This window comes from Burkholderia sp. BCC1985 (assembly GCF_905339915.1).
Classification (GTDB): Bacteria; Pseudomonadota; Gammaproteobacteria; order Burkholderiales; family Burkholderiaceae; genus Burkholderia.
The window spans coordinates 1-13,176 of record NZ_CAJPGY010000061.1 but is presented as its reverse complement, the minus strand read 5'-3'; the positions used below and the strand labels follow the sequence as shown (position 1 = coordinate 13,176).

The following is a 13,176-nucleotide window of genomic DNA, read 5'->3' as shown; positions in this document are numbered from 1 at the left end:
CGCGTGAATACGGAACTCGATGCAACCCGTCCCGCGCTCGGCGCCGCCGGCCTGCTGGGCCGCCTGCGCGCGCTGCTGCGCACCGGGCCGGCCGGCGGCCGCGCCGGCCCGCTGAGCCGGCTCGCGATCGACGGGCTGCCCGACACGTGGACGCAGCTGGAAGCGGGCGGCCTGTACGCGATCTATGCCGCCGCCGGCACGCCGGCGTGCGACGCGCTGGTGTGGGAAAGCGCGCGGCAGTCGCGCACGCGCGACGTGACGGTCGTGCTGTCGCGCGCCGCGGCGCGCGTTGCCGCGCAGCTGCAGGCGCGCGGTTTCTCGGGCGGCGCGCAGCCGGCCGGCTGGCCGCGCAACCTCAACGTGCTGGCGATGCCGCCCGCGCCCGCGGCGGCCGACGGCGATGCCGCGCGCGAACCCGGTGCGCCGCGCCGTGCCGCGCCCGGTCCGTTCGCGCGGCTCACGGGCGGCTTGCGCGCGATGAAGCGCTACGGCTTTCGCGCGCGCTCGCTGTATTTCATCGAAGGCGCGCAACGCTGGTTCAGCTGGGACGATCCGACGGCGCTCGCGGAAGAAGCGCACGCGCTCGCCGACTGGTGCCGCACGCACCGGATCGCGCTGGTGCTGCTGGTCGATCCCGAGATCGTGCGCACCGGCGCCGATCCGGACACCGATGATCCGCCGCTCGTGCGCGACGCGAATCGCGCGCCGCGCAGCGGCTTTCACGGCGTGTGCGCGGGCGTCGCGCAGCTGCAGCGCACGCACGGCGAGCTGCTGTGGGTCGTCGATTTCTGGCGCGCGGGCGAGACGCTCGCGGCCGGCGAAGTGCGGCCGCTGCGCTTCGCGCCGGGCGGCCGGCTCGCGGCGGTCGTCGACGGCGCCGCCGCCGAACCGCTGCGCCGGATGAAGCTCGCGACCGACGAGGATCGCGTCGTCGTCAGCCGCGCGGTGCTCGACGAAGGCGGCCGCGTGCCGGCCGACTGGGAAATCGTCGACGACAACGCGGCGGTCGTCGCCGCCTGCGCACGCGCGCAGGCCGCGACCGCGGTGCTGGCGTTCCGCTCGCATGCCCAGCTCGAGACGCTGTGCGCGGCCGTTCACACGCTGCGCCGGCAATGCGGCGGCGCGTTGAAGATCGCCGTGGTCGAGCGCGGCGAGGTGCTGCGCCAGCAGTTCGAGATGCTGGTGCTGAGCGTCGGCGCGAACCGCGTCGTCGCGCGCGACCTGCCGGTGACGCGGATGCATGCGGCCGTGCACGCGCTGCGCGGGCAGCTCTATGCGCGGCCCGTCGCGCCCGACTATCGCGCGGCGCTCGCGGCCGCGCTCGGCGATTCGGTGCTCGGCTACCTGCCGGTCGGCGCGTTCTGCCTGCGGATTCGCGCGGTGCTCGATCGCGGCGCCGTGCTCGCGCTGCCGCATACGCTCGCGAAGATCGCGCTGCTGCCCGGCGTGTCGCACGTCGATGCGCTGCGGCACTGCCGGCCGCGCCGCGCGGGCGACGTCGTGACGGCCGATGCCGGGCACCTGTACGTGTTCCTGTTCGCGTGCGAGCCGGCCGATGCCGAGGATGCGCTCGCGCGTATCTTCGACGTGCCGGTCGAGACGCTGTCCGATCGCGTCGTGTGTCTCGGGCAGGGCAGTATCGACACCGAGCTCGATGCGCTGAAGGCCGAGAACCGGCGCGCGCCGATCGCCGACTACAGCGACCTGTTCGCGACGGCGCAGCCGGCGGATGCGGCACGCGGGCCGGCCGAACGCGCGGCGGATGCCGCGGCGCTTGCCGAACCGGGCGCCGACGGCACCGTGGCCGGCGAGGGCGGCGCGGCCGCCGCGGGCGGTGTGGCCGCCGGGCACGTCGATGCGCCGCCGCATGCGGTTCACGCCGACGATGCGACGCCGGCCGCCGACATGCCGGGCGATGCGCCGGCATTTCCTGCATTTCCCGTCGCGCACACGCGCGGCGCCATCCGCAGCGCGATGCCGCTGCGCAAGCCGGAGGGCGCATGATCGCCGAACTCGTCATCGGATTCATCGTCGGCATCGCGATCGCGGTGCCGGTGTGGCTCGTCGCGCAGCACCTGGGCCTCGGCCGCGGCTTTCATGCGCCGCGCGGGCTGCAGCGGCGCGACGCGGTGCCGTGCGAACTCGTGCCGGTCGCGCTGCGCGGGCGCCTGCTGCCCGATGCCGACCACGCCGGCGAGGCCGCGCCATGAAGACGATCGCCGTCACGTCGACGACCGGCGGCGCGGGCCGCACGACGCTCGCCGGCGCGCTCGCGGTGCTGCTCGCCCGTCGCGGCCGGCCGGTCGTCGCGGTCGAGTTCGACGCGCAGAACCTGATGGGCGCGACGCTCGGTCTCGACACGCTGGCCGAGCACGGGCTCGCGCACAGCCTGCTCGGTGACCCGGGTAACGCCGCGCCGTGGCACGCGCATACGTGGCGCAATGCCGACGGCGTGCTGTTCGTCCCGTACGGGCAGGTCGACGCGGCGGGCGCCGCCGCCTGCGATGCGCGGCTCGCGGCCGATCCGGCCTGGCTGTCGCGCGCGCTCGACGAGATCGCGCTGCCGCCTGACGGCGTCGTGCTGGTCGACACCGCGCGCTATCCGTCGCCGCAGGCCGAGCAGGCGATTCGCCGCGCGGACCTGACGCTCGTCGTCGTGCCGCCCGAACCGGCCGCGTGCGCGACCGTTGCCGCGCGCCTCGACGCGCTGCGGGCCGGCGGCGGCGACCTGCAGATCGTCGTGAACCGGCTGAACCCGGCGCGCGACATGCAGCGCGATGCGCTCGCGATGCTGCGCGCGGTCGCGGGACCGGCGTCGATGCTCGAGCAGCGGATTCACGTCGATGCGGCCGTGCCCGAAACGCTCGCACGTGGCAGCTGGATCTTCGACGACGCGCCGTATTCGCAGGCGTCGCACGACCTGAACGGCGTCGCGAACTGGGTCGACGCGTGGCTCGCGGCGGCCGCGGCCGGCCGCACGGGAGCGCGGCGATGAAGGCCGGGTTCGCGTCGCGCTGGCGTGCCGCGGCCCGGCGCGCGACCGACTGGTGCGCGCGCGGGATCGGGCTGCCGGCCGAGCGCACGCTGCTCGACTGGCTCGTGCGGCTGTTCTTCCACGCGCCGCCGCCCGGCCGGCCCGATCCCGTGCGCCGCCGGGCACGCATCGCCTTCCTGTGGCTCGCGCGGGAGTGGGGCGTGCTGCAGCCGCTGAGCCCGCGCGAATGGCTGTGGCGCGCGATCGTGCGCGCGCCGCGCGCAGCCGATGGCCGGCCCGCGCGCGATCCGCTCGCGTGGTTCGACACGTTCGTCGTGCCGGCCTACGTCGCGGCGCGCGCGCTCGGCCGGCGCCTCGACGCGTTGCTCGCGCGTCTGCCGTGGGCCCGCTGGGGCGGCTGGCTCGACGCGCGCGCGCACGGCGTCGGCCGGCACCGCTGGCTCGCGCCGCTGCTGCTGATCGCCGGCGCGCTGATGTGGGCCGCGGCCGGGATGTCGCCGCTGATGCCCGGCGCGCAGTTCGCGTTCTTCGCGATCGTCGCGGTGCTGGCGCTCGCGCTGCGCCGCCTGCCGGGCCATCTGCCGACGCTTGCGCTCGCGTCGCTCGCGCTGCTCGCCACGGTCCGCTACGTGTGGTGGCGCACGACCCAGACACTCGATTTCCGCAGCCCCGTCGAGGCGTTCGCCGGCTACCTGCTGTACGGCGCCGAAGCCTATACGTGGATGATCTTGTTGCTCGGCTTCGTCCAGACCGCGTGGCCGCTCGACCGGCCGATCGTGCCGCTGCCCGACGACCCGGACACCTGGCCGAGCGTCGACGTCTACATCCCGACCTACAACGAACCGCTGTCGGTCGTGAAACCGACCGTCTTCGCGTCGCAGAGCATCGACTGGCCGGCGGCCAAGCTGCGCGTGTACCTGCTCGACGACGGCCGGCGCCCCGAGTTCGAGGCGTTCGCGCGCGAGGCGGGGATCGGCTACCTGACGCGCGACGACAACCGCCACGCGAAGGCCGGCAACATCAACCGTGCGCTGCCGAAGACGCACGGCGAATACATCGCGATCTTCGACTGCGATCACGTGCCGACGCGCTCGTTCCTGCAGACCTCGATGGGCGTGTTCCTGCGCGACCCGAAATGCGCGCTGGTGCAGACGCCGCACCATTTCTTCTCGCCTGATCCGTTCGAGCGCAACCTCGGCACGTTCCGCGAGATCCCGAACGAGGGCAACCTGTTCTACGGGCTCGTGCAGTCGGGCAACGACCTGTGGAACGCGACGTTCTTCTGCGGGTCGTGCGCGGTGCTCAAGCGCACCGCGCTGGAGGAGGTGGGCGGCGTCGCGGTCGAGACCGTGACCGAGGACGCGCACACCGCGCTCAAGCTGCACCGCCGCGGCTACACGTCGGCGTACCTGCCGACCGTGCAGGCGGCAGGCCTCGCGACCGAGAGCCTCGCCGGCCACGTGAAGCAGCGCACGCGCTGGGCGCGCGGGATGGCGCAGATCTTCCGCATCGACAATCCGTTCCTCGGGCGCGGGCTCGGCTTCATCCAGCGGATCTGCTACGGCAACGCGATGCTGCATTTCTTCTACGGGATCCCGCGGCTCGTGTTCCTGACGATCCCGCTCGCGTACCTGTTCTTCCACCTGTACTTCATCAATGCGTCGTCGGTCGCGCTCGCGAGCTACGTGATCCCGTACCTGGTGCTCGCGAACGTCGCGAACTCGCGGATGCAGGGCCGCTATCGCCACTCTTTCTGGGCCGAGGTCTACGAATCGGTGCTCGCGTGGTACATCGCGCTGCCGACCACCGTCGCGTTCTTCAGCCCGCAGCACGGCAAGTTCAACGTGACCGACAAGGGCGGCAAGATCGACGAAGGCTACGTCGACTGGTCGACGTCGAAGCCGTACCTCGTGCTGTTCGCGCTGAACGTGCTCGCGATCGCGGCCGGCCTGTGGCGGCTCGTGGCCGACCAGGGCGACGAGGCGTCGACGATCCTGATCACGCTCGGCTGGACCGTCTACAACCTCGCGATGCTCGGCGCGGCCATGGCCGTCGCGCGCGAGACCAAGCAGGTGCGTGTCACGCACCGGATCGCGATGCGCGTGCCGGCGACGCTGCTGCTCGCCGACGGCTCGACTGCCGCATGCTTCACGAGCGACTACTCGACCGGCGGCCTCGGCCTCGAAGCGGTGCCGGGGCTGCCGCTCGCGGTCGGCGACACGCTGACGGTATGCGTGACGCGCGGCGACCGGCCGTTCCCGTTCCCGGTGCGCGTGAGCCGCGTGACGCCGACCCACGTCGGCGTGAGCTTCGAGGCGCTGACGCTCGAGCAGGAGCGCCAGCTCGTGCAGTGCACGTTCGGCCGCGCGGACGCGTGGCTCGACTGGCACGCGAGCGCGCGCGCGGACACGCCGCTGCGCGGGCTGAAGGAAGTGCTGCGCGTGGGCCTGGACGGTTACGTACGGATGTGGAAAGGTGCGGCGCGCGGCGTGCAGTCGATGCTGGCACCGAAGCTCGATCGGGCGCGCGACTGACGCGGCGCCCATCACGGAGTGGTTTAGATGACGTTCTGGAATCTGTATTTCATCCTGAAGTTCGCGCTGTTCGCGACCGGCCATCTGCAGCCGCTGTGGCTCGCGAACCTCGCGTTCGCGCTGGCCCTCGCGGCGAGCGCGCCGATCCGCGCGCGCGCGTGGCGCATCGTGCGGCAGCTCGCCGCGCTCGCGATCGCGGTGCCGCTCCTTGCGCGCGAACTGCATGCGCCGCCGCTCGCGCGCCTTGTCGATGCCGCGCGCGAGGTCAGCACGTTCCGTGTCGACTACTGGATGGAGCTGCTGCCGCGCCTGTTGCCGCCGCTGCTGGTGCTGACCGTGGCGGGCGTGCTGATCGTCTATTTCATCGTCAACCGCTGGGTGCGCGTCGCGACCTTCGTGCTCGCCGCGCTGGTCGTGATGCCGCTGTGGCAGGCCGGCAACGGGCTGATGGCGCGCGTCGTCGCGCCGCTCCCGCAGCAGGCCGACGCGACGGGCGGGCGGGCCGGCCAGCCCGAGGACCACAACGCGGCGCTCGCGACGTTCCGCGCGCAGGAGTCGCAGCGGCAGGTCGCGTTCGGTCATCTCGGCAACGATCCGGCCGCGCAGTTCGACGTGATCGTGCTGCACGTGTGCTCGCTGTCGTGGGACGACCTCGATGCCGCGAAGGTGCGCAATCACCCGATGCTGAGTCACTTCGACTACCTGTTCAACAACTTCAGCACGGCGGCGAGCTACAGCGGCCCGGCCGCGATCCGGGTGCTGCGCGCGAGCTGCGGGCAGGAAGCGCACGCGGACCTGTACAAGCCCGCGCCGCAGCAGTGCCACCTGTTTTCGCAACTCGCGTCCGCCGGCTACACGGTGCAGTCGCTGCTGAACCACGACGGGCACTTCGACAACTTCCTGCAGGTCGTTCACGACAACATCGGCGTGCCCGACGCGCCGATGATCTCGAACGCCGCCGCCCCGGTCGCGATGCATGCGTTCGACGGCTCGGCGATCAAGGACGACTACGGCACGCTCGCGAACTGGTACGCGCAGCGCGCGTCGGTGCCGGGCCCGGTCGCGCTGTACTACAACACGATCAGCCTGCACGACGGCAACCGTGTGGTGGGCAGCTCGCTCACCAGCATCGATTCGTATCCGCAGCGCGTGACCCGGATGATGAACGACTTCGACCGGCTCGCCGACCTGATCGCGCAGTCGGGACGGCGCGCGGTGATCGTGTTCGTGCCCGAGCACGGCGCCGCGCTGCGCGGCGACAAGAACCAGGTGGCCGGCCTGCGCGAGATCCCGACGCCGCGCGTCGTCCACGGGCCGGTCGGCGTGCGGCTCGTCGGCTTCACCGGCAATCACGGCACGACGACCGTGATCGACCAGCCGACGAGCTTCCTCGCGCTCGCGCAGCTGCTGTCGAACCTCGTGTCGAACAGCCCGTTCAAGCCGGGCGCGACGCTTGCGCAATATGCGGCCGACCTGCCGCGCACGCGGATGGTCGGCGAGAACGAAGGCACGGTGACGCTGCAGACGAGCACCGGCTATGCGGTGAAGACTCCGGACGGCGTATGGATCGACGAACAGTAAACATCGGCGAAGGCGACGACGATCGCCTGTCGCAACCGAACGACGTGCTCGGCCTCGCGCGGCACCTGCCCGCGCTGGATCCGGCCCGCTACGTCGACGAGCAGGCGCGGCGCGCATTCGTCGAATCGCTCGAGCGCTGGCCCGTGCTCGCGAAGCTGATGGGATTGAAGCCGTAAACGCAAGGCGGCCGGCGTGAATGCCGGCCGCGCTGCATCGATGCGCCGACCGCTATCGGCTCACCGCGGGCTCACTGCGGGCTCACCGCGGGCTCACCGCGGGCTCACTGCGCGCGGCGCTCCGGCTGGCGCGTCCATTCGTTTTCCTCGCCCGGCACCTTGCCGAAGGTCTGCTCCGCCCACGCGTGGCGGGCCGCCTCGATCTTCGCGCGCTCGCTCGACACGAAATTCCATTCGATGAACCGCTCGCCCGGCAGGTGCGCACCGCCGAGCAGCATCACGCGCGCGCCGTTCGCGCTGGCGAGCGCGACGTTCGTGCCGGGTTCGAGCACGGCCATCGTCGCGGGGGCGAGCGGCGTGCCGTCGATCGTGAGGTCGCCGTCGACGAGATACACGCCGCGCTCGTCGTGTTCCGCGTCGAGCGCGAGCTGCCCGCCCGCGGCGAATTCCACATACGCATAGAGCGTCGGCGAGAACACCGCGACCGGCGACGTGAGCCCGAACGCGGTGCCCGCGATCACGCGCACGTGCGCGCCGTCGCGCGTGAACGACGGCAGCGTGTCGGCCGCGTGATGCACGAACGCGGGCGCGGTGTCCTCGTGCTCGACCGGCAGCGCGACCCAGGTCTGGATTCCGTGCACCGGCTGTTCATGCGGACGGTCCTCGTCGGGCGAACGCTCCGAGTGGACGATGCCGCGCCCGGCCGTCATCCAGTTCACGTCGCCGGGCACGATCTTCTGCCGGAAGCCGAGGCTGTCGTGATGCATCAGCGTGCCGTCGAACAGGTAGGTAACGGTCGCGAGGCCGATGTGCGGATGCGGCAGCACGTCGATGCCGCTGCCGGCCGGCAGCACGGCCGGCCCCATCTCGTCGAAGAAGATGAACGGGCCGACGAGGCGCGCGGCGCGCGCGGGCAGCACGCGGCGCACGACGAGGTTGCCGATGTCGCTCTCGCGCGGCGTGAGCAGGGTCTTGATCGATGCGGACATGGTGGGTCTCTCGTATCCGGTGGGTCAGGCGATGGCCGTATCGATCGTGATCGGGTGCGTGAGGATCTTGTGCACCGGGCACGCATTCGCGATCTGCAGCAGGCGCTCGCGCTGCTCGTCGGTCAGGTCGCCGTCGAGCGTGATGCGGCGCACGATCGTGCTGCCCGCGCTGCCCGATTCGTGCGCGAGCTTCACGTGCACTTCGGCGAGCGGCCAGCCCTTGCGTTGCGCGTACATCTTCAGCGTGATCGCGGTGCACGCGCCGAGGCTCGACAGCAGCAGCGCGACCGGCGTCGGTGCGGTATCGCCGCCGCCGAGCGACGCCGGTTCGTCGGCGCGCCACTGATGGACGCCGTCGGTGAAATGGACCAGGTAATCGACCGAGCCGATGCTCGCTTCGACGGACAGTTCGCTCATTGCAATTCCATGTGGGGAAGGGGAGACGGGCCGGCCGGCGAGGGCCGGGCAGGCCGGACGTTACGGTTCGAGCAGGCGCTGCAGCCGCAGTTCCTCGAAATCCAGCTCGGATTCTATGCGGTGCAGCACCGCGTCGTCGACCCGGCCGTCGCGATGCAGATCGAGCAGCGCATCGCGCGACACGCCGACCAGCTCGAGCTCGACGCGCAGCATCCGCGCGCGCACGTCCGCCGGTTCCGCGCCGTCGCGGTGCGCGCGTTCGTTGAACGCGACACGGCTGCGGTATTCGGTCAGCAGCCGGTCGAGCGATGCGCGTTCGAGGTGCGTGCCGCGCTGCTCGCGCGCATCGAGTTCGGCGAGCGCCGCGCCGAACGTGTGGGCGCGCACGGCATGCTCGGACATCGTGTGCCGCGCGGCCGGGCGCAGCTTCAGCACGCGGATCAGCGGCGCGAGCGTGCCGCCTTGCACGACCAGCGTCGCGATGATCAGCAGGAACGTGCTGAACAGGATCAGGTCGCGCCCCGGGAAGTTGCCCGGCAGCGCGATCGCGGCCGCGAGGCTCACGACGCCGCGCATGCCGGACCAGCCGAGCACGACGGCCTCGCGCCACGACCACCGCGCATGGCCCGCGCGCGGCGCGCGCAGGCGGCCCGGCAGCCACATCGCGACGAACACCCACACGACGCGCGCGGCGATCGCGGCGGCGGTGGCCGGCAGCGCGACGCGCAGGCCGGCCATCAGCACCGCGCCTTCGTGGTTCACGCCGGCGAGGATCGCGTGCAGCGCGAGGCCGATCAGGATGAACACGAGCGCGTCGAGCACGAACACGATCGCTTCCCAGGTCGCCTTCGCCTTGATCCGCATGTCGGCGCCGAACACGCGATGCTGGCGCACGCCGAGCACGAGGCCGCAGGTCACGACCGACAGCACGCCCGAACCGTGCACGGCTTCCGCGATGCCGTAGCTGCCCCACGCCATCGCGAAGGTCACGACGATCCCGAGCATCGGCTCGCGCAGGCGCTGCAGCACCCAGCACATCGCATGGCCGCACGCGAGGCCGACCGCGATGCCGATCAGCGTGAGCGAGAAGAACAGGCCGGTGGCGCTCGCGGTCGTGATCGTGACGGCGAGCGCGGCCGAGACGGCCATCTGGTACAGCAGCAGGCCCGATGCATCGTTGACGAGGCTTTCGCCTTCGAGCACCGCGACGAGCCGCGCGGGCAGCGGATGGCGCTGCAGGATCGCCTTCGCGGCGACCGCGTCGGGCGGCGACACGATCGCGCCGAGCGTGAAGCACGCGGCCCACGGCAGCGCCGGATTGGCCGCATGCACGGCGAGCGCGACCGCAACCGTCGTGAACACCACCGCGCCGAGCGCGAGCGACGCGATCGACGCGAGCTCGTGGCGGAATTCCTTCCATGCCGTATAGAAGCCGCTCGACATCAGCAGCGGCGGCAGCACGGCCACGAGCAGCAGCGCCGGATCCATGTCGGGCGTGCGCTTGCCGGCGATGGCCACCACGCAGCCGCCGAGCAGCAGCACGACGGCCGGCGGGATCGACACGCGCTCCGCGAGCCAGGTGAGCGCGCCCGCGCCGCAGATCAACAGCAGCAGGTAGTGGAACAGCTCGACGTTGGTCATGAGTCTTGCATCACGACGGCTTGCGATCGTTCGCGGCGGCGCCCGGCAGCGCGCCGAACATGTGCTGGCTGCATTGTGCATCGCGCCACGCGGTATTCAGCCGATAGCCGGCCAGCATCCGGCGCGCGAGCGGCAGGATCTGTTCGCCGGCCAGCATGCCGAGGAGGCCGACGAGCGCGATGATCGGCGGTGCCGGCGAATTCACGCCGAGCGCACCGTAGATGACGCCGGCGAGGATGCCTGCGAACAGCGACAGAAAATACGGCTTCATGATGAAAACCTCTCGTGATAGGCTGATCGGGGGCGAAGGGCGCGCCTTCAACGTGCTGGAAGCGTATCGGGTTTACGTGTGGAACAAAAGGGCGGACAGCCGTTGGAGAGCCCCTCTTTCGGAATTCGATCGATTCCATTTCTTGGATGTTCGAGCCGCGGCTTTTCCGATTAAATGGCTGCAACCGGAAGACGCAGATCCGGGGTAACGCACAGTCGGCTCCTCTCGGTTTCCGATCGAGGCAAGCCTTAAACGTTTCCTGTCCAAAGGATGATACGCGCCATGAGCAACCCGAAGCTTGAAGTCCTCACCCCCCAGAACAGCCAGCTGATCTTCATCGACCAGCAGCCGCAGATGGCATTCGGCGTGCAGTCGATCGATCGCCAGACGTTGAAGAACAACGTCGTCGGGCTTGCCAAGGCCGCGAAAGCATTCAACATCCCGACCACGATCACGACCGTCGAAAGCGACAGCTTCTCGGGTTACACCTATCCCGAACTGCTCGACGTGTTCCCGAACCAGAAGACGCTCGAACGTACGTCGATGAACTCGTGGGACGACCAGAAGGTGCGCGACGCGCTCGCCGCGAACGGTCGCAAGAAGGTGGTCGTCTCCGGCCTGTGGACCGAAGTCTGCAACACGACGTTCGCGCTCTGCGCGATGCTCGAAGGCGACTACGAGATCTACATGGTCGCCGACGCGTCGGGCGGCACGTCGAAGGATGCGCACGACTTCGCGATGCAGCGGATGATCCAGGCCGGCGTCGTGCCCGTCACCTGGCAGCAGGTCGCGCTCGAGTGGCAGCGCGACTGGGCGCGCCGCGATACCTACGACGCCGTGATGGCGATCGCGAAGGAGCATTCGGGCGCGTACGGGATGGGCGTCGACTACGCGTACACGATGGTCCACAAGGCGGCGCAGCGCACCGCGACGCCGCACGAGTCGATCCCGGCCGTGCCGGCGAAGTAACGGGTCGCGGGCCGCCCGCTCAGACGGGCGGCAGTGCCCACGGCGCGTGCGACAGATGTTCGACGAGGAACTCGAGCAGCGCCGTCACGCGCGCGGCACGCAGCATGCCGGGCGGTGTGACGAGGTTGACGTTGAGGTCCGGGATTTTCCAGTCGTGCATCACTTCCTCGAGCGCACCGCTTTGCAGTTCATTCCATACCAGGAACGCCGGCTGCAGTGCGATGCCGTGGCCGGCGATCAGCGCGGGACAGAGGACGTCGGCGTTGTTCGCACGGATGCGCCCGCGCACCGGCACGCCGAATTCGTCGCCCGACGTCGTATGGCGAAAGCGCCAGTATTCGGGCATCGGGATGTTCGTGTAGGTCAGGCACACGTGCTGGGCGAGTTCGCTCGGATGGGTCGGCCGGCCGTGCCGGTCCAGATACGCGGGCGACGCGACGAGCGGCCGGCGTACCGCGCACAGGCGGCGTGCGCGCAGCGACGAATCGCTCAGTTCGGCGATCCGGATCGCGACGTCGAAGCCGCCGGACACGATGTCGACGAAGTTGTCGGTCAGCACGAGGTCGACGTCGACGCGCGGATAGCGTTCGAGAAACGCGGGCAGCAGCGGCGCGAGATTGCACAGGCCGTAGGACATCGGTGCGTTCACGCGCACGAGGCCGTGCGGTTCGAGCGCGTGCGCGGATGCCTCGTCCTCGATCAGTTCGGCGTCGGCGAGCAGCCGGATCGCACGATCGCGCAGCAGTTCGCCGGTCGGTGTGAGCGACAGCTTGCGCGACGTACGGTACAGCAGCATCGCGCCGAGGCGCTTTTCGAGGCGCGCGATCGCCTTCGACACGGTCGGTTGCGTGATGCCGAGCAGGTCGGCGGCCTTGGCGAACGAACCGGTCTCCGCGACCCGCGCGAAGATGGCCCAGGCTTCGAGGTCGGGCAGATGTTGCATGGCTGGAAAGCGTGGCGGCGAAGTGAAGCGGACGGGACGGCAGCGGATCGGGCCGCAGGCGCACGGCGCCCGGCCCCCGGGCGGTAATGCGGCACATTCTAATTCAGTCGGGAGGGACGTATGGAATCGTATCTGGTTTCATTGGGCGCCGGCGTGCTGGTCGGCGTCGTGTACAGCGTGATCAAGGTGCGCTCGCCCGCACCGCCGCTGATCGCGCTGGTCGGGCTGGCCGGCATGCTGATCGGCGTGGCGGCCGTTGCACCGGTCCGTCACTGGCTCGGTTTCTGATTGCATCGAGGACATATTGATGAGCGTACCCGACACTCAACCGGATCTGATCCTCCACAACGGACGATTCACGACCCTCGACCGCGCGAACCCCGTCGCGACCTCCGTCGCGATCAAGGACGGCCGCTTCGTCGCGGTCGGCAGCGACGCGGACGTGATGCCGCTCGCGGGCCGCGCGACGAAGGTCGTCGATCTCGGCGGCCGCAGCGCGCTGCCCGGCCTGATCGACAACCACTGCCACGTGATTCGTGGTGGCCTGAACTACAACATGGAGCTGCGCTGGGACGGCGTGCCGTCGCTCGCGGTTGCAATGGACATGCTCAAGCGGCAGGTGGCGATCACGCCCGCGCCGCAATGGGTGCGCGTGGTCGG

14 protein-coding genes are annotated in these 13,176 nt (G+C 70.6%); 9 read left to right on the top strand and 5 right to left on the bottom strand.

Annotated features, from left to right (window positions below; all coding sequences use genetic code 11):
• Positions 1–3 precede the first annotated feature (3 nt).
• The 6 genes from bcsE to U4Z31_RS34115 are packed head-to-tail and all read left to right on the top strand — an operon-like array spanning position 4 to position 7,286.
• Positions 4–2,004 (top strand): cellulose biosynthesis protein BcsE, encoded by a 2,001-nt coding sequence (gene bcsE / locus U4Z31_RS34140; protein ID WP_321812696.1) that lies wholly within the window; start codon positions 4–6, stop codon positions 2,002–2,004.
• On the top strand, positions 2,001–2,210 hold the full coding sequence (locus U4Z31_RS34135; protein ID WP_044846132.1) for a hypothetical protein: 210 nt from the start codon (positions 2,001–2,003) through the stop codon (positions 2,208–2,210). Before bcsE ends, U4Z31_RS34135 begins: the two co-directional genes overlap by 4 nt.
• Entirely contained in the window at positions 2,207–2,995 is a 789-nt protein-coding gene (gene bcsQ, locus U4Z31_RS34130) for a cellulose biosynthesis protein BcsQ (protein WP_044846131.1), read from the top strand. Before U4Z31_RS34135 ends, bcsQ begins: the two co-directional genes overlap by 4 nt.
• Positions 2,992–5,529 carry a UDP-forming cellulose synthase catalytic subunit gene (bcsA, locus tag U4Z31_RS34125; protein WP_321812695.1) on the top strand — a complete coding sequence of 846 codons (2,538 nt, stop codon included), beginning with the start codon at positions 2,992–2,994 and terminating at the stop codon, positions 5,527–5,529. Before bcsQ ends, bcsA begins: the two co-directional genes overlap by 4 nt.
• 27 nt (positions 5,530–5,556) lie before the next feature.
• A complete protein-coding gene (gene bcsG, locus U4Z31_RS34120) occupies positions 5,557–7,110 on the top strand; it encodes a cellulose biosynthesis protein BcsG (RefSeq protein WP_321812694.1) in 1,554 nt (517 codons plus the stop codon).
• On the top strand, positions 7,092–7,286 hold the full coding sequence (locus U4Z31_RS34115) for a hypothetical protein (protein ID WP_044846129.1): 195 nt from the start codon (positions 7,092–7,094) through the stop codon (positions 7,284–7,286). Before bcsG ends, U4Z31_RS34115 begins: the two co-directional genes overlap by 19 nt.
• Positions 7,287–7,390: 104 nt before the next feature.
• On the opposite strand, the gene U4Z31_RS34110 is transcribed toward U4Z31_RS34115, so the two are convergent.
• From U4Z31_RS34110 to U4Z31_RS34095, 4 genes are read right to left on the bottom strand one after another with little or no spacing between them, the layout of a single operon-like run.
• Positions 7,391–8,275: a pirin family protein gene (locus U4Z31_RS34110; protein WP_044846128.1), complete on the bottom strand. Its 885-nt coding sequence runs from the start codon at positions 8,273–8,275 to the stop codon at positions 7,391–7,393.
• Between the two features lie 24 nt (positions 8,276–8,299).
• A complete protein-coding gene (locus U4Z31_RS34105; RefSeq protein WP_059467735.1) occupies positions 8,300–8,692 on the bottom strand; it encodes an OsmC family protein in 393 nt (130 codons plus the stop codon).
• A gap of 60 nt (positions 8,693–8,752) precedes the next feature.
• Positions 8,753–10,333, bottom strand: coding sequence for a sodium:proton antiporter (locus U4Z31_RS34100; protein WP_321812693.1), 1,581 nt, complete (start codon positions 10,331–10,333; stop codon positions 8,753–8,755).
• A gap of 10 nt (positions 10,334–10,343) precedes the next feature.
• A complete protein-coding gene (locus U4Z31_RS34095) occupies positions 10,344–10,604 on the bottom strand; it encodes a XapX domain-containing protein (RefSeq protein ID WP_044846125.1) in 261 nt (86 codons plus the stop codon).
• A 282-nt stretch (positions 10,605–10,886) separates the two neighbouring features.
• On the opposite strand from U4Z31_RS34095, the gene U4Z31_RS34090 reads away from it, so the two are divergent.
• A complete protein-coding gene (locus U4Z31_RS34090) occupies positions 10,887–11,573 on the top strand; it encodes a hydrolase (protein ID WP_124489484.1) in 687 nt (228 codons plus the stop codon).
• 19 nt (positions 11,574–11,592) lie between these two features.
• Here the strand turns inward: U4Z31_RS34090 and U4Z31_RS34085 are convergent, their stop codons facing one another.
• Entirely contained in the window at positions 11,593–12,516 is a 924-nt protein-coding gene (locus U4Z31_RS34085) for a LysR family transcriptional regulator (protein WP_321812692.1), read from the bottom strand.
• 120 nt (positions 12,517–12,636) lie between these two features.
• On the opposite strand from U4Z31_RS34085, the gene U4Z31_RS34080 reads away from it, so the two are divergent.
• Both U4Z31_RS34080 and U4Z31_RS34075 read left to right on the top strand, forming a co-directional pair.
• Complete coding sequence (locus U4Z31_RS34080) at positions 12,637–12,804, top strand: DUF1427 family protein (RefSeq protein WP_044846122.1); 168 nt, start codon at positions 12,637–12,639, stop codon at positions 12,802–12,804.
• Positions 12,805–12,823: 19 nt separating this feature from the next.
• Positions 12,824–13,176: amidohydrolase family protein (locus U4Z31_RS34075; protein ID WP_321812691.1), on the top strand; the 353-nt coding region annotated here is incomplete at its 3' end.